Raw genomic sequence first — 16243 nt, forward strand, 5'->3', positions numbered from 1 at the left:
TCTGCCTGTCGTTAATGAAATTCTTGTAATTTATGACGCGAAGTTTACTGAAAATATAGGCACTTCGCTATCAATTAATCAATATCTTAGCAAAATAATAAGAGCCTCTAATGAGGCTCTTAAATCAATGTGCTTACAGCACTAATTTACGAATGTCTGACATTACCGACGACAGCTGTACGGCAAAGCGTGCAGCCACCGCGCCATCAATCACACGATGGTCGTATGATAGCGATAATGGCAACATTAAGCGTGGGATAAACTCTTTGCCATTCCACTTCGGTTTCATCTCAGATTTCGAAACACCTAGAATAGCAACATCTGGCGCGTTAACAATTGGTGTAAACGCTGTACCGCCGATTCCACCTAAGCTCGAAATAGTGAAACAGCTGCCTTGCATATCGGCCGCTTTAAGCTTGCCTTCACGCGCTTTAACACTAATTTCTAGTAGCTCTTTTGATAGCTCGTAAATGCCCTTTTTATCAACATCACGTACTACCGGTACCACTAAGCCATTAGGCGTATCAACCGCGACACCGATGTGGAAGTATTTCTTCATGATCAGGTGCTCACCGTCTTCACTCAAGCTTGAGTTGAATACCGGATATGCAGCTAAGGCATTAGCAACAGCTTTCATGATGAACACAAGCGGCGTGATCTTAAAGCCCATTTTCTGCTTTTCACAAATCACGTTTTGCTCTTTACGGAAAGCTTCAACGTCTGTGATATCAGCTTCTTCAAACTGAGTCACGTGTGGAATAGTCACCCAGTTACGGTGTAAGTTTGGACCAGAAATTTTCTGAATACGCGTTAGCGCTACTTCTTCCACTTCACCAAACTTACTGAAATCAACTTTAGGTTGCGCAATTACTTGCAAGCCACCTTCGCCTTTACCCACTGAACTGCCAGCGTTAGCTTTCGGGCGAGATAACTCATATTTCACGTAAGACTGGACGTCTACTTTTAAAATACGACCTTTGCGACCAGTCCCTTTAACAAGCGTTAAATCAATACCAAATTCACGTGCTAAACGGCGAATTGACGGTGAAGTATAAACTTTACCTGTTGATTTAAAATCGCCTGCATGCGGATGATGCGGCACAGGTGCAGCTTTTGGTGCGGCTGCTGGCTTTTCAGCAACTGGCGCTGGCTCGGCTTTTGGCTCTGCGGCAGGCTGAGAAATAGCAGCAGGAGCGCCGCTATTGGTTTCTAGCTTAATCACTAGTGAACCTTGGCCTACTTTGTCGCCGGTGCTGACCAACACTTCTTTAACAATACCCGCTTCTGGAGACGGCACATCCATCGTGGCTTTATCAGTTTCAAGTGTGATCAAACCATCTTCTGCTGCAACTTCGTCACCCACAGAGATAAGTACGTCAATCACATCGACTTCACCGTCTTGGCCAATATCTGGCACAGCAACATCAATCACTTCGCTGCCGCCAGTTGTTGGTGCAGCCGCTTCTGCTTGAGGCGCGGCTGCTTCAGTTTGCGCAGGAGTCGCAGGAGCTTCTACCGCAGCAGGCTCAGTAGCTGGCGCTTCACTTGAAGCTTCGCCAGCAACTTTGATTTCGCCAATCACATCACCTTCTTTGATCTTGTCGCCTACATTTACTGTTAGTGCCACCAGCTCACCTGCCATTGGCGCTGGAATATCCATTGATGCTTTGTCAGTTTCAACCGTGACAATACCGTCTTCAGCTTCCAGCATATCGCCAACAGCAAAGCCAATTTCAATCACTTCAACTTCATCGCCACCAACATCAGGGACAAGAATTTTTTGAACGTCAGACATAGTTGTTCTCCTCTATCCCCAATTACGCGTAAAGTGGGTTGATCTTGTTAGTGTCAATGTTGAAGCGCTTGATTGCTTCAGTCACTACACTGTGTTCAACTTCACCACGTTTTGCTAATTCGTGTAATGATGCAACCACGATGTAAGACGCATTCACTTCGAAGTGACGACGTAAGTTTGCACGGCTGTCTGAACGACCAAAGCCGTCAGTACCTAAACAGCGGTAGTCAGTGTCGATAAAGGCACGTACTTGATCTGAGTAGTTCTTCACATAGTCAGTTGCTGCAATTGCAGGACCTGCATCTTTAGTGATCACTTGACCAATGTATGGCACTTGCTGCTCGGCTTCTGGGTTAAGCATGTTTTGGCGAACAACTTCTTGGCCTTCACGCGCTAGCTCATTGAATGAAGTTACCGAGTAAACATCACTTGAAACGTCGTAATCGTTGGCAAGAATTTGTGCCGCTTCACGCACTTGCAACAAGATAGTACCTGAGCCCATTAACTGAACATTAGCTTTCGCCGCAGCTGATTCAACACGCTCTAGTTGGTAAATACCTTTGATAATCTGCTCTTCAACATCTTTATCTTCAGGCATTGCTGGGTGTTGATAGTTTTCGTTCATTAACGTGATGTAGTAGAAAATGTTTTCATTTTCTTCGTACATGCGACGTAAACCTTCACGCACAATCACCGCAACTTCGTAACCATAAGTTGGATCGTAAGTTAAACAGTTTGGAATAAGGTTCGCTTGTACATGTGAATGACCATCTTGGTGTTGCAAGCCTTCACCGTTTAGGGTGGTACGACCCGCGGTTGCACCTAATAAGAAACCACGTGCTTGGCTATCACCCGCCGCCCATGCTAAGTCACCTACACGTTGGAAACCGAACATTGAGTAGTAAATGTAGAATGGAATCGTCGTTGCATTACACGTTGAGTAAGACGTACCTGACGCCACCCAAGAAGCCATTGCGCCTAGCTCATTAATACCTTCTTGCAGTACCTGACCTTTCTTGTCTTCACGGTAATAAGCCACTTGATCGGCATCTTGTGGTACGTATTTTTGCCCTTCGTTAGCGTAAATACCTACTTGACGGAACAGACCTTCCATGCCGAATGTACGTGCTTCGTCAGGGATAATAGGTACGATGCGCTTACCAATCTTCTTATCTTTTAATAACGCATTTAGCACGCGTACAAAGGTCATGGTTGATGACACTTCACGATCACCCGAGCCTTTAGTAATAGCATCAAATGCTTTTAACGATGGAATTTCTAGCTCTTCTTCGGCTTGTTCACGACGTGCCGGCAGTGAACCACCAAGCGCTTCACGACGGGCGCGCATGTACTTCATTTCTGGGCTGTCTTCGTCGAAGCGGAAGAATGGTAAGTCTTCTAATTGGTCGTCAGCGATTGGCATATTGAAACGATCGCGGTATTGCTTGATCGACTCGATATCCATCTTCTTCACGTTGTGGGCAACGTTTTGCGCTTCACCTGATTGACCTAAACCGAAACCTTTAACCGTTTTTGCAAGAATTACGGTTGGGCGACCTTTAGTGTTCATCGCGCGATCGTACGCAGCGTAAACTTTAACTGGGTCATGACCACCACGGTTTAAGCGCCATACGTCATCGTCAGACATATTCGCTACCATAGCAGCAGTTTCTGGGTACTTACCGAACCAGTTTTCACGGGTGTACTTACCACCTTTAGCTTTACAGTTTTGGTATTCACCATCAACCGTTTCGTTCATCAGCTGTAATAGCTTGCCTGATGTATCTCTTGCAATAAGTGGATCCCAGTATGAACCCCAAATCACTTTAATTACTTCCCAACCAGCGCCGCGGAACGTACCTTCAAGTTCTTGGATAATTTTACCATTACCACGAACTGGGCCGTCTAAGCGCTGTAAGTTACAGTTAACAATGAAACATAGGTTATCTAAGCTTTCGCGTGCAGCTAGACCAATAGCACCTAATGATTCTGGCTCATCACACTCACCGTCACCAAGGAAACAGTAAACACGCTGACCAGAGCAGTCTTTAATGCCGCGATCCGTTAAGTACTTAAGGAAACGTGCGGTGTAAATCGCTTGCAGTGGACCTAAGCCCATAGATACGGTTGGGAACTGCCAGAAGTCCTGCATTAAGTGTGGGTGCGGGTATGATGATAAACCGTTACCATCCACTTCCTGACGGAAGTTATTCATTTGCTCTTCGGTTAAACGACCTTCAAGGAAGGCGCGACCATAGATACCCGGTGAAATATGACCTTGGGCAAAAATAAAGTCGCCACCGTTTTCAGGGCCAGCGGCTTTAAAGAAGTGGTTGAAACCGACATCGTAAAGCATCGCGCTTGAAGCGAATGAACCGATATGGCCACCAAGCTCTAAGTCTTTTTTCGAGGCACGCAATACCAGTGCCATAGCGTTCCAGCGAATTGCCGCACGAATACGAGATTCAAGCGTTAAGTCAGCTGGCATATTTGGCTCTTGGCCTGGCGCGATGGTGTTAACGTATGCCGTTGTTGCATCAAAAGGAAGATGCGTACCACCACGACGGGCACGGTCAATCAATTTTTCTAAGATGAAATGAGCACGCTCTGGACCTTCATTATCCAAAACGGCTTCTAACGACTCTAACCATTCTTGTGTTTCGGCTGAATCAACATCAAAGTGATTTGGGAGCTCAGACATAATTTTACTTAGTCTCCATATTGTTATGGTATTAAACCTTTATAAAGATAGTTAAAAATTCACTATCCGCTTAACTTATTCTTAGGGTTGGTAAGTAACATTTACTCACCAGATAAAATTCTTTAAAGCCTTTATAGACTTAACTTTTAATGGCTTAACTTTCGTTTGCCTTGCTAATAGCGCTGCATTCTGCGCATTGAACGCTCCATGCGACTGCGCTCTTGTGTTAACTCTAAAAGCACCTCTTCTATCAGCGCTAAGTGACGATGACTTGCTCCCCATGCTTTTTGTGGCTGACCGCTTAAAATGGCGTTCATCAGCTGGGTACGGTAGTCACTGATTTTCGAAAAAATATCAGGACGCTGGGCAAGTATTGTTAAGTTCTGTTCAATGTTATCGATCAGTAACGTCGACATGCTGCGGGCAAGATGCAACATAATAGCGTTATGTGACGCTGCACAAATGGCAATGTAAAAGTCAAAAACCGCTTCCGCTTCGGCGCGATAATTGTTTTCAATTTGCACATTACCAATGTTCTCGTGCTTCAGCTTAATTTGCTCAAAGTCGGCTTCGGTACCCCGCATCGCCGCATAGTAGGCAGACATACCTTCAATGCCGTAACGAAATTCCAACAAGTCGAATTGCGACTCATGGCTTTTCGACATTAGGTCAAATAAAGGATCTGACAGGCCGCTTAACAGGTTGTCAGTCACAAAAGTGCCACCACCTTGTTTACGTGTGACTAGCCCTTTGACCTCTAGCTTTTGAATAGCTTCACGCAATGACGGTCTAGAGACTTCGAATTGCGCAGCTAGCTCTCGCTCTGGTGGCAGTTTCTGTCCTGATTTCAAGCTGCCTTCAACAATCATTTGCTCCAGCTGTGCCAAAATGACATCAGATAATTTAGGTTGCTTTGTCTTAACGCCTTTAATTGACACCATACGTGAGTGTTAACTCCACCATTGCTTTTACTACGTTGCCATTTCACTAATAGCTATAATTGGCAGCCGACAATTGGTAAATTGGTCTTACCATTGAAAATCTACTCTAATAAAGTAGCAAAAATCGTGAACCCTGTAAAACAATTTAGCTGACAGCGATCATTTTTCCAGCAAAAGAAAATGCTCATTGTGTCAACCAAAATGGGCGCTATAACGGATTTCTAAGAAGTGGTCTGAACAGCAAACAGAATGCAAACATCAGTGCTTATTAGGTAAAGCTTGTTTTTCCAACCAAATAATTGATGACTACCAACTTAAGACAAAAGAAGCTAAAACAAAGCCTTAGCGTTTAGAGCTGAGAATAAACTGTCCGCCGAGCTTAGCCCTTAACTAGCATAACTAGTATTGCTAAACGCAATAGATCATGAAAGGAATAGGAAAAAGTAAACTCGCAGTTATTACTTCACGACAGGAAGAAAGTATCGACGAATCAGGTCAAAGCATTTAACTTTAGCGAATACTAGCTAAGAAGAAATAAGCAGAACTAACTGATCACGCCAGAGAGAGTCAGAATTGCGATAACGGCAAACCAAAGTAAAACATTGCGTTTAGCCAACTTAACCAGCAAGCATGGTTCTGCAGTACAATCTTTATCATCAACCATGATATCTTCTGCTTGCTGAGCAACATCAATTAGCACGCATTGTGGCGCCTTACTAAATTGAAAAAAGTTATCAATCCACACAGGAAATGCTTTGGAAAAGTGACCAACAATCATTAAGCCAAATGACGCTAAACGCACTGGCAACCAATCCGCAATAAATAATACTTTGCTGTACACATCGGTTATTGCGGCACTTTCCGGCTCTTGCTCAGTTAAGCGATGCTGCTGCTCATCTAAGCTACAAAGCAAACGATAGAAAACGGCACCTGCTGCGCCAAACACCACAAAATACATCATCACTGAAATATAGTAGCGATAGTTTAACCACACGAGTGTTTGGCCAAAACCATGATCTGGCAGGCTCTTGTCGCTGATCAACTGCTGATAATGCAAATCGCAAGTGGTTAATTCGCCTTTAAAAGCAGATTGTAGAAAACACTTATAAGTGTCTCGCGTTTTTACGCAGCCGAAACAGATAATAAGTATGACAGTTGAAACAACTAAATGGAGCAAGCCATCTTCAACAAATGATAACGCTAAGTAGGTGAGCGCAACTGGTACCGCCAGTAAAATAATAGGGAGTAAGATGCCGGTCAGTTTATTGTGAAAATCTTGCTTTTTCACCACAGACATATAGTGGCCAAAGGCATAGTTAAACTGCCAAAACGGCGAAGATAAGCTTTTTTCTGCTGCTAATGAGATAAGTAAACTAATCAGTCCCATAACCTTCTCGCTACCTTAACTACCTTAAAGTTGTTTAACTATTTGAGTGCTATATAACTGCTAAATATGATTTGTGCTAGGTTGCTTGCAATTATTCAGCATGGAATTAAAGCGCTGCCAATCAAATGATTCACCCGGATCCGTTTTTCTCCCCGGCGCTATATCACAATGGCCAACAACATTATTATGACCAATAAGTGGATAAGATTCTTGTAATTTTTGCACTAAGCTGACCAGTTTTTGGTACTGAGAATCTGTGTAAGCTAGGCTATCTGTGCCTTCGAGTTCGATGCCAATAGAAAAGTCATTGCATCGCTCTCTGCCTTCAAAATTAGAAACACCAGCATGCCAAGCTTTATCGTTAAATGATACATATTGAATCACATGACCGTCGCGACGAATTAAACAATGGGCAGAAACCTGAAGTTGATAAATCTCTTCAAAGAATGGATCAGCATTTTTATCTAATCTCCCCATAAACAGGTCAGTAATATATCCGCCACCAAACTTACCCGGTGGCAGCGAAATATTATGAACAACTAGCAAGCTAATATCTTGTGTTGCCTCTCTCTGAGTAAAATGGGGTGACACTTGTTGCTCAGCTTCAACTAGCCAACCGTTTTCAATCGTAAACATGATTTCTTACAACTACTTGGTGCGAAAAAAAGTCAAATACAGCCAAATGGCAAATATTTACGTATGATAATATCAATTAGTACTCATTTACTATCGATACGAATTAGCTTATTTAAAACTGTGGGTAAGGCTAGCCCTAATAGAATTGCTAGCGTTCTATTGGCAACAGAGAAGCTGGCAGCAGAAAATTTGGCAACAGAGAAATTGGTAACTAAGAAATTGTGAAAGATAATCAAGAAACATCAATTGGCCGAGGCTTTATCTGGATTGCTTGGATTTTGGCAATAGGTATATTGATCTATGCCTTTCAAGGGGTTTTAGATAATCAATGGAACCCTAACCAGCGGCCAGACTCAAATCTTTCATCGCAAGGTAAAGCCATTGTCACCCTAAAACAAAACCGAAGCGGCCATTATATTACTAGCGGCACAATTAACGATGAGCCCGTTGTATTCCTACTAGACACAGGTGCGACACAAGTTTCAATACCGGCACGGGTTGCCGAACGTCTTGGTTTACAAGGTTATGGCAGTTACCCTGTACAAACAGCCAATGGTGTGGTGCGAGTGTATCGTATAAAAATACAATCTTTATCTATTGGTAACCTTTATTTATACGATGTTGATGCCCATATTAATCCAGGTATGCAAAGTGATGAAATTCTGTTAGGCATGAGCGCCTTAAAAAAGGTAGAATTTCGCCAAACTGGAAATCAGCTTGTATTAGAACAACGTTAGTTTCATCAACTTCCCCTGTTATTCACGAATTTATAGAGATAAAGAGAAAAGCCCCAATGCTATCAGCTGCGTTACAACAAGACATTCGCCATTCTGTTTCACTTGCCTTAAGAGAAGATTTAGGCATTGCTCCGCTCGCTGAATTAGATGCTAGCTTTGACGTAACAGCGATGTTAATTCCCGCTGAAAATAACGCTTCAGCAACCGTTGTCACTCGTGATGAATGCATTGTTTGTGGTGTTGCTTGGGTTAATGAAGTATTCGAACAACTAGATAAAGTTCAAGATACAGATACCCAAATTACTTGGTTTGTGAACGACGGTGAACGTGTTAAAGCCAATAGCGTGCTATTTGAGATAAGCGGCAATGCCCGCATTTTATTAACGGGTGAGCGCACCGCGTTAAACTTTCTGCAATCACTTTCGGGCACTGCGACACTAACAGCCAGCTACGTCGCTGAATTAGCCGATGGTAAAACTAAGCTGCTAGATACTCGCAAAACTATTCCGGGACTGCGCAGTGCACAAAAGTATGCGGTAAGCTGTGGTGGTGGTAACAACCATCGTATCGGCTTATTTGACGCTTACTTAATTAAAGAAAACCACATTGCAGCTTGCGGTGGAATTGATAAAGCCGTGGCAACAGCACGTCACAATAAGCCAGAGATTAAAGTGGAAGTTGAAGTGGAATCAATGGATGAACTCAACCAAGCCTTAACAGCTGGTTGCGACATTATTATGTTGGATAACTTCACCACAGCCATGATAGAGCAAGCTGTACATATTACAGAAACCTATAATCAACAGCACAACCAAGCAACTAAATTAGAAGTTTCTGGCAATATGACCATTGAAACTCTAAAGGAATACACACAAGCCGGTGTTGACTACATTTCTTCAGGTGCCTTAACCAAGCATGTGAAAGCGATCGATTTATCAATGCGTTTTTCATAATTACTGATAACTAGAGTCATAACTAACTGTGTTGAGTTTAAGCTGCCTGCTCGCCTTTTTTGTGGGCGGCTTCTAACTAAATAAATATTTAATAGCACAAGTGAATTAATGTAAGCCTTTGGCATTAATCTATGTTTAAAGTTCAAGAGGCTTAAACACACCATTGCTATTAAGTGTTTTTAAAAGAGTTGGTTAACAAGAGCTAGCTAAGCTGAATAGATATATAAATACACCAGCATTGATGGCGCAATATTAAAAGTTCAAATCTCTATTCTCGATAGCTACAAAAATCTCAGTCAAGTTCCCCCTAGTTTTACACCAAATGCTTCTCGGGCAAATTAAGAGTAACTCCTTTCATCAAATACAAGCCTGATAACTTAGACCTTATCTATAGTTTTACCTAATTAACTAATTTCAATTCGCTGACTTCAAAACTCAGACTTTTATTTCAAAGCTCGCTACCAAATAACACCATACCCAACAGACAAATGTAAACAGCACGTTAATTAAGAGCTGAGTTACAGTAATTATCAAAAAAACACAAAAAAATAAGTTACATTGTTTTACATCTCTGGCTTTTTATTGCACTATGTCATCAGCCCCCGTAATAAAGATGGAATTATTATTATGAATAAAATCCAAAACATTCAAAAGAAAACCCAAAAGGGTTTTACGTTAATCGAACTAATGATCGTTGTTGCGATCATCGGTATTCTAGCTGCAGTAGCATTGCCTGCTTATCAGACTTACGCAGATCGTGCTAAGTTCTCAGAAGTGGTTATGGCAGCAAGCATCTACAAAAATGCAGCTGAGATTGCACATCAAACTAAAGGTATTGCTGTTGGCAACTTAAATGCTGGCTCTAACGGTATCCCTGCGGCTGATGCACCTGGTGCAGTTAATGCTTCTAACGTTACTGACGCTGATATGGCTGCTGGATTGATTACTATTGTTTCTAATCTTAGCGCAAACGGTGTAACAAACGCAGATTATCGTTTACAAGCAACAGCCGTCTCTGGTGCTGGTTTAAACTGGGATATCGCAACTAGTTCTACGTGTTTAGCAGCGGGTCTTTGTTAATAACAAACCTATATATCTGAAGGCTCCTTATGGGGCCTTTTTATTTGCTTAAAATTATAGTTTTATGAGTTTCGCAAAGCCAGTCGTAGCTGCGATACTTGGCGCATTGTCAATAATATCATTCACTTACCTATTGGGGACATCAGGAGCCTTCTACTACGATGATTTCCGTCCATTAAGTGCTCTTGCCAAGGTTCATGACTTTCATTCAGCCCTAACTTATATCTTGACTGAAACCTCTGGCCCGCTTGGCCGCTCGGTTTCTATGTTGTCATTTTTACCTCACGTTGACGACTGGCCTGAAAACCCGCAAGCGTTTTTTATCGGCAATATCATTGTTCACCTACTCTGCGGCGCACTTGTTTTTTCCATTAGTTATTTACTATTAAAACTAATAAATTCCGATAGCAATATCAGTTCAACTCGACTCTACATTATTGCATTAGCTTGTGCGTTTTTTTGGTTAGTATTACCCATCCATGCCGCTACTGTATTAATTGCCATTCAACGGATGGCGCAACTATCCACGCTCTTTGTCTTACTAGGGGTGGCCATTTACTTGTGGGGGCTGCGTAAACAGCAGCTCAACTATGAGCAGGAACCGGTAAATACAAATAAGTTTGCAGGCCTTGGCTTACAAGCTACCGGTGTATTGTTCGGCACTTTACTTGCCATGTTCAGTAAAGAAAATGGCTTGCTATTACCTGTATTTATTTTAGTAGCTGAAGTTTCACTATTACATAATCTTCAGTCAATCAAGCGCTATCAAAATTATCGGGTATACGCTGGCCTTGCTGCACTTATAGCCATTCTCGGCGCTTTATTGGTATCAGCCATCAATACTGGAAATAACCCCGTTGGAAGAGACTTTACCCTAGTTGAGCGATTAATGACGCAGCCGCAAATTTTAATTGAGTATGCGCGCCTAGCTTTTCTGCCCAATGTCGAAGCGATTAACCCATTCTATGACGGTTATATTGCGGTCACTAGCGTTAATGATTTCACTTTTATCATCAGCTCTATTAGCTTGGGCTTGATGCTTATTGGCGCTATTGTTTACCGTAAAAAATACCCATTATTTAGCTTTGCTGTTTTATGGTTTATTACCGCTCATTTAATCGAATCTACCGTTATTCCACTAGAGTTATTTTTCCTTCACCGTAATTACCTTGCTCTCGTCGGCCCTTGTGTTGCGGTTGTAATAGCTATCGCTGGTACAAAACATAAGCTGATTCAATACAGTAGCCTAGCGTACCTTGCAATATTAACTCTAATGCTTGGGCTAACCACTAGCCTGTGGGGGAATCAGCAACAAGCCGCTGAGCAATGGTTTGTTATGCAAAAAAATTCTGAACGGGCTTCTGGAAGTTTGATCCGCATTTTAGCTGAACTGGGGAAGTATGCCGAAGCCAAAAGTGCGATTGATTATCGGCTAAACACGTGTACTGATTGCACGGCCGACGCATTTAAAGCATCAGCATTAAGCTGCATCTTGGGTCAAAATAATGAGTCACTAGACCACTTTAATAAAGCTGAAAGCTCTTTAGCAAAAGTTCCAAACTATACCGTGATCCCAGCGGGCCTAACAAACCTTGTCACCTTAAAATCCAAAGGCTTATGTCCAACTATCGGCCTGAATCAACTTATTGAAGTGAATCAATCTTTATCTGATTATAACAACTTAAAATTCGGCCAACTCAGAATTACCTATGAAAATTTAGTCACTCTTTTTAGACTAAGTAACAACATACTACTAGAAGAAAAATACGCCTATTTCGCGTGGCAAGAAGGTCATAGTCATCAGGCGGCTAATATCTATATTGCTATTTTGATCAGGCAAGAAAAAAATCAGGAGGCACAGCAGTTTATACGTGACAAAATGTGCCAAAAGCTCCCTAACAATCCTTTTTTAAAGGCTGATGCAAAACAAAGATGTGCTTTAAAATTAAAGGAATTAGAACAAATGCCGTTGGATACAACTTCAACAAAATGATAAAAAACAGCATATTCATAACTTTATGTTTAGTATTACTAGGCGTAGGCGCAGTTTATTTCTCTGGTATATCAGGAAGCTTCTACTACGATGACTTTCGCCCATTAAGTGCCCTTGCCAAGGTTCATGACTTTCATTCAGCCCTAACTTATATCTTGACTGAAACCTCTGGCCCGCTTGGCCGCTCGGTTTCTATGTTGTCATTTTTACCTCACGTTGACGACTGGCCTGAAAACCCGCAAGCGTTTTTTATCGGCAATATCATTGTTCACCTACTCTGCGGCGCACTTGTTTTTTCCATTAGTTATTTACTATTAAAACTAATAAATTCCGATAGCAATATCAGTTCAACTCGACTCTACATTATTGCATTAGCTTGTGCGTTTTTTTGGTTAGTATTACCCATCCATGCCGCTACTGTATTAATTGCCATTCAACGGATGGCGCAACTATCCACGCTCTTTGTCTTACTAGGGGTGGCCATTTACTTGTGGGGGCTGCGTAAACAGCAGCTCAACTATGAGCAGGAACCGGTAAATACAAATAAGTTTGCAGGCCTTGGCTTACAAGCTACCGGTGTATTGTTCGGCACTTTACTTGCCATGTTCAGTAAAGAAAATGGCTTGCTATTACCTGTATTTATTTTAGTAGCTGAAGTTTCACTATTACATAATCTTCAGTCAATCAAGCGCTATCAAAATTATCGGGTATACGCTGGCCTTGCTGCACTTATAGCCATTCTCGGCGCTTTATTGGTATCAGCCATCAATACTGGAAATAACCCCGTTGGAAGAGACTTTACCCTAGTTGAGCGATTAATGACGCAGCCGCAAATTTTAATTGAGTATGCGCGCCTAGCTTTTCTGCCCAATGTCGAAGCGATTAACCCATTCTATGACGGTTATATTGCGGTCACTAGCGTTAATGATTTCACTTTTATCATCAGCTCTATTAGCTTGGGCTTGATGCTTATTGGCGCTATTGTTTACCGTAAAAAATACCCATTATTTAGCTTTGCTGTTTTATGGTTTATTACCGCTCATTTAATCGAATCTACCGTTATTCCACTAGAGTTATTTTTCCTTCACCGTAATTACCTTGCTCTCGTCGGCCCTTGTGTTGCGGTTGTAATAGCTATCGCTGGTACAAAACATAAGCTGATTCAATACAGTAGCCTAGCGTACCTTGCAATATTAACTCTAATGCTTGGGCTAACCACTAGCCTGTGGGGGAATCAGCAACAAGCCGCTGAGCAATGGTTTGTTATGCAAAAAAATTCTGAACGGGCGACTGAGCATTTGTCGATTCTTTACTTCAATCAACAACAATATGAAATAAGCTATCAAGTGCCCAGGCAAGTCATACAAGATTGCCCTAAATGTCTGAGTTCGCAATTACAGCTAGCAATCACTAGCTGTTTTACAGACAGAGCAAATGACGTAAATAAAATACTAGCAATCGTCGATAAGCAGCTACCAACAAGAAACAGAGTTAACGGTTTACCCGCTAAGTTGTCCACTTTATTCAAGCTAAAAACTGATGAGGTATGCCCACAAATTGATGTCCAAAGTTTATATCAACTTAACAAGCTAATTTATGAGGTAAAATTTGAAGCGCTAGCCAACAAACTCATTGTTATTCAAAACATGTACAATATTTCGATATATACCGAAAACTTCGAGCTAGCATTATCACACATAAAAACGGCATGGCTGTTAGAAAAGCACGCGGAAATAGCAATAGAGCTGATTTCTAGTTTCCGAAGACTAAACAACATTGCAGATGCCCAATCATTGGTAGAGTATATCTGTCAGACACCGAATATATTTGAATACAATAAACTGTCTCAACAGGACACATGTATGAAATTTAAAGAAATATTAGAAGAGCGCCTAAATGGTAACAAATAGCGTTTCAGTAGTAATACCTGCAAAGAATGAAGAGCCCTCAATTAAGACATTAATAACAAGTATTTATTCTCAGCTTGGAGACTTAATAAAAGAGGTTATTGTTGTTAATGATGGCTCAACTGATGGTACTGAGCATGCTGCTACAGAGGCAGGTGCAAAAGTCATTAGCCACCCATACAGTAAAGGCAATGGAGCTGCAATTAAAACTGGTGCTAAAGCCGCGAGTAGTGAAATCGTTGTTTTTATGGATGCAGATGGCCAACACTCACCTGCAGATATCCCTAGGCTAATCGACAAACTCAATTTAGGCTATGACTTGGTCGTTGGTGCACGACAAAAAGGTTCACAAGCAAGCATCGGCAGAAGCTTTGCGAATAAACTCTACAATAAACTAGCGTCATACATGACTGGTCATAAAGTAGAAGATTTAACATCTGGGTATAGAGCAGTAAATCGAGAAAAGTTTTTGGAGTTTATTTATCTATATCCAAATGGTTTTTCTTATCCAACAACATCAACCATGGCATTTTTTAGAGCGGGATACTCTGTAACATATTTACCTATTCATGCAGCTCAAAGAACTGGCAAAAGCCACATTTCTCCGCTGAAAGATGGCATGAGGTTCTTACTAATTATCTTTAAAATTGGAACACTTTATTCTCCGTTAAAACTATTTTTACCAATCTCGTTGGCTACATTTTTAACAGGACTTGGTTACTACTCATATACATTTATTACTGCTGGGCGCTTTACTAATATGAGCGCTCTAATGTTTACTACAGCACTAATCATATTTATGGTCGGCCTAGTGTCGGAGCAAATTACAAACTTGATGTACAAGGGCGATTAATTGTATGCCTAAGACAATCCTTGTATTGAGTTCAACTTACCCTAGGTGGGTTGGTGACAACGAACCCAATTTTGTACATCATCTATCTAAAGGTTTGAACAAGTCATACAAAGTTATTGCATTGACTCCTCACTTTCCCGGCGCGAAAGCACGGGAATCAATAGATGGTATTGATGTTATACGATTTAAATATGCTCCTGAGCAACTTCAGACTTTAACAAATAACGGTGGTATTTTAGAAAACCTAAAGAGGAATAAGTTAAACCTCTTACTTGTTCCATCCTTCATAATTTGTCAAATTTTAGCCATCAATAAAGTGTTACGTGAACACTCAATTTCACTAGTTCATTCACATTGGATAATACCGCAATCTTTTTCACTCATCACACTAGGGTACTTCCGAAAATTACCCAAAATATTAGTAACTAGCCATGGGGGCGATTTGTTTGCTCTAAATGGCAAGGTCTTAACTTATGTAAAAAGCCAAATTTTAAAGGCTTGTGACTATCTAACAGTTGTTAGTCAAGTAATGAAGGATAAGGTCGATGAGATGAAAGTCGAAAGCTTACCAGTAGAAGTTGCTCCCATGGGCACAGACTTAAGCAACCTTTTCTCAAAAAAGTTGGGAGTTGAACGTGAAAAATTTACACTACTATTTGTCGGTCGCCTAGTTGAAAAGAAAGGGCTCATTTATCTTATTAAAGCGATGCCAAAATTAATTAAACGTTACCCTGAAATACAACTAAAAGTCATTGGAGATGGTCCTGAAAAACAAAGACTGATTTCTGAAGTCAATCACCTAGGGATAGAAAAAGCGGTTCATTTTATGGGCTCCTTGCCACATAAACAGCTTCCTCAACATTACAGGAAAGCAGGTTTGTTTGTTGCACCTTTTCAAGTAGGGAAAAATGGCGATCAAGAAGGCTTGGGGCTAGTAACGATTGAAGCATTGGGGTGCGGCTGTAAAGTTGTTATATCTGACTTAAAAGCATGTGATGATATTGAAGGCTTTGCAGAAAATGTCTATCGATTTCGCCAGAAAGACGTTGAGCACTTAGAAAATACAATAGTAGAAGCAATTGAAAGTGACTATCGCAACTTTGAGAAAAAGAAGCTTATTGAACATTTTAGTTGGGAGAGCTCAGTTAGAAAATATCAAAAAATAGTTGAGCAACTTACTCATTCGATATAGACCGTTTAAAAGCTTCCTAGGCTAGACAAATGCATTTGAATCACCCCGGCAGTAGAAACAATATTACT

At 41.3% G+C, this 16243-nt stretch carries 12 protein-coding genes; 7 read left to right on the top strand and 5 right to left on the bottom strand.

From position 1 onward, the window contains the following. Positions 1–133 precede the first annotated feature (133 nt). From aceF to ampD, 5 genes are all read right to left on the bottom strand, one after another. Positions 134–1795, bottom strand: a complete 1662-nt coding sequence (gene aceF / locus ACSLUR_RS06750) for a dihydrolipoyllysine-residue acetyltransferase (RefSeq protein WP_448553019.1) — start codon at positions 1793–1795, stop codon at positions 134–136. A 22-nt stretch (positions 1796–1817) separates the two neighbouring features. Further along, the gene (gene aceE / locus ACSLUR_RS06755; RefSeq protein WP_448553021.1) at positions 1818–4496 is read right to left on the bottom strand and encodes a pyruvate dehydrogenase (acetyl-transferring), homodimeric type; all 2679 of its coding nucleotides are present in this window, start codon (positions 4494–4496) and stop codon (positions 1818–1820) included. Positions 4497–4669: 173 nt separating this feature from the next. Then, on the bottom strand, positions 4670–5437 hold the full coding sequence (pdhR, locus tag ACSLUR_RS06760; protein WP_448553023.1) for a pyruvate dehydrogenase complex transcriptional repressor PdhR: 768 nt from the start codon (positions 5435–5437) through the stop codon (positions 4670–4672). A 544-nt stretch (positions 5438–5981) separates the two neighbouring features. Beyond that, complete coding sequence (gene ampE, locus ACSLUR_RS06765; RefSeq protein ID WP_448553025.1) at positions 5982–6824, bottom strand: beta-lactamase regulator AmpE; 843 nt, start codon at positions 6822–6824, stop codon at positions 5982–5984. A 60-nt stretch (positions 6825–6884) separates the two neighbouring features. After that, complete coding sequence (ampD, locus tag ACSLUR_RS06770) at positions 6885–7460, bottom strand: 1,6-anhydro-N-acetylmuramyl-L-alanine amidase AmpD (protein ID WP_448553027.1); 576 nt, start codon at positions 7458–7460, stop codon at positions 6885–6887. A gap of 218 nt (positions 7461–7678) precedes the next feature. On the opposite strand from ampD, the gene ACSLUR_RS06775 reads away from it, so the two are divergent. The 7 genes from ACSLUR_RS06775 (at position 7679) to ACSLUR_RS06805 (ending at position 16175) form a co-directional block, all read left to right on the top strand. Continuing rightward, positions 7679–8197: a retropepsin-like aspartic protease family protein gene (locus ACSLUR_RS06775; protein WP_448554334.1), complete on the top strand. Its 519-nt coding sequence runs from the start codon at positions 7679–7681 to the stop codon at positions 8195–8197. Positions 8198–8253: 56 nt separating this feature from the next. Then, on the top strand, positions 8254–9150 hold the full coding sequence (gene nadC, locus ACSLUR_RS06780; RefSeq protein ID WP_448553029.1) for a carboxylating nicotinate-nucleotide diphosphorylase: 897 nt from the start codon (positions 8254–8256) through the stop codon (positions 9148–9150). Positions 9151–9777: 627 nt separating this feature from the next. Continuing rightward, positions 9778–10230: a pilin gene (locus ACSLUR_RS06785; protein WP_448553031.1), complete on the top strand. Its 453-nt coding sequence runs from the start codon at positions 9778–9780 to the stop codon at positions 10228–10230. Positions 10231–10294: 64 nt separating this feature from the next. After that, positions 10295–12223: a hypothetical protein gene (locus tag ACSLUR_RS06790; RefSeq protein WP_448553033.1), complete on the top strand. Its 1929-nt coding sequence runs from the start codon at positions 10295–10297 to the stop codon at positions 12221–12223. Beyond that, a complete protein-coding gene (locus ACSLUR_RS06795) occupies positions 12220–14133 on the top strand; it encodes a hypothetical protein (protein WP_448553035.1) in 1914 nt (637 codons plus the stop codon). Before ACSLUR_RS06790 ends, ACSLUR_RS06795 begins: the two co-directional genes overlap by 4 nt. Continuing rightward, on the top strand, positions 14120–14983 hold the full coding sequence (locus ACSLUR_RS06800; protein WP_448553037.1) for a glycosyltransferase family 2 protein: 864 nt from the start codon (positions 14120–14122) through the stop codon (positions 14981–14983). The genes ACSLUR_RS06795 and ACSLUR_RS06800 overlap by 14 nt, the downstream gene beginning before the upstream one ends. A 4-nt stretch (positions 14984–14987) precedes the next feature. Further along, positions 14988–16175 carry a glycosyltransferase gene (locus ACSLUR_RS06805; RefSeq protein WP_448553039.1) on the top strand — a complete coding sequence of 396 codons (1188 nt, stop codon included), beginning with the start codon at positions 14988–14990 and terminating at the stop codon, positions 16173–16175. The last annotated feature ends 68 nt before the right edge of the window (positions 16176–16243 follow it).

The sequence above is a fragment of the Thalassotalea montiporae genome (assembly GCF_053485855.1).

Excerpts from the sequence above, each read along its gene's own strand:
- ACSLUR_RS06800 (WP_448553037.1), top strand. The coding sequence starts at position 14,120 with ATGGTAACAAATAGCGTTTCAGTAGTAATACCTGCAAAGAATGAAGAG.
- ACSLUR_RS06790 (WP_448553033.1), top strand. The coding sequence starts at position 10,295 with ATGAGTTTCGCAAAGCCAGTCGTAGCTGCGATACTTGGCGCATTGTCA.
- aceE (WP_448553021.1), bottom strand. The coding sequence starts at position 4,496 with ATGTCTGAGCTCCCAAATCACTTTGATGTTGATTCAGCCGAAACACAA.
- aceF (WP_448553019.1), bottom strand. The coding sequence starts at position 1,795 with ATGTCTGACGTTCAAAAAATTCTTGTCCCTGATGTTGGTGGCGATGAA.
- ampE (WP_448553025.1), bottom strand. The coding sequence starts at position 6,824 with ATGGGACTGATTAGTTTACTTATCTCATTAGCAGCAGAAAAAAGCTTA.
- ACSLUR_RS06795 (WP_448553035.1), top strand. The coding sequence starts at position 12,220 with ATGATAAAAAACAGCATATTCATAACTTTATGTTTAGTATTACTAGGC.
- nadC (WP_448553029.1), top strand. The coding sequence starts at position 8,254 with ATGCTATCAGCTGCGTTACAACAAGACATTCGCCATTCTGTTTCACTT.
- pdhR (WP_448553023.1), bottom strand. The coding sequence starts at position 5,437 with ATGGTGTCAATTAAAGGCGTTAAGACAAAGCAACCTAAATTATCTGAT.
- ACSLUR_RS06805 (WP_448553039.1), top strand. The coding sequence starts at position 14,988 with ATGCCTAAGACAATCCTTGTATTGAGTTCAACTTACCCTAGGTGGGTT.
- ACSLUR_RS06785 (WP_448553031.1), top strand. The coding sequence starts at position 9,778 with ATGAATAAAATCCAAAACATTCAAAAGAAAACCCAAAAGGGTTTTACG.
- ampD (WP_448553027.1), bottom strand. The coding sequence starts at position 7,460 with ATGTTTACGATTGAAAACGGTTGGCTAGTTGAAGCTGAGCAACAAGTG.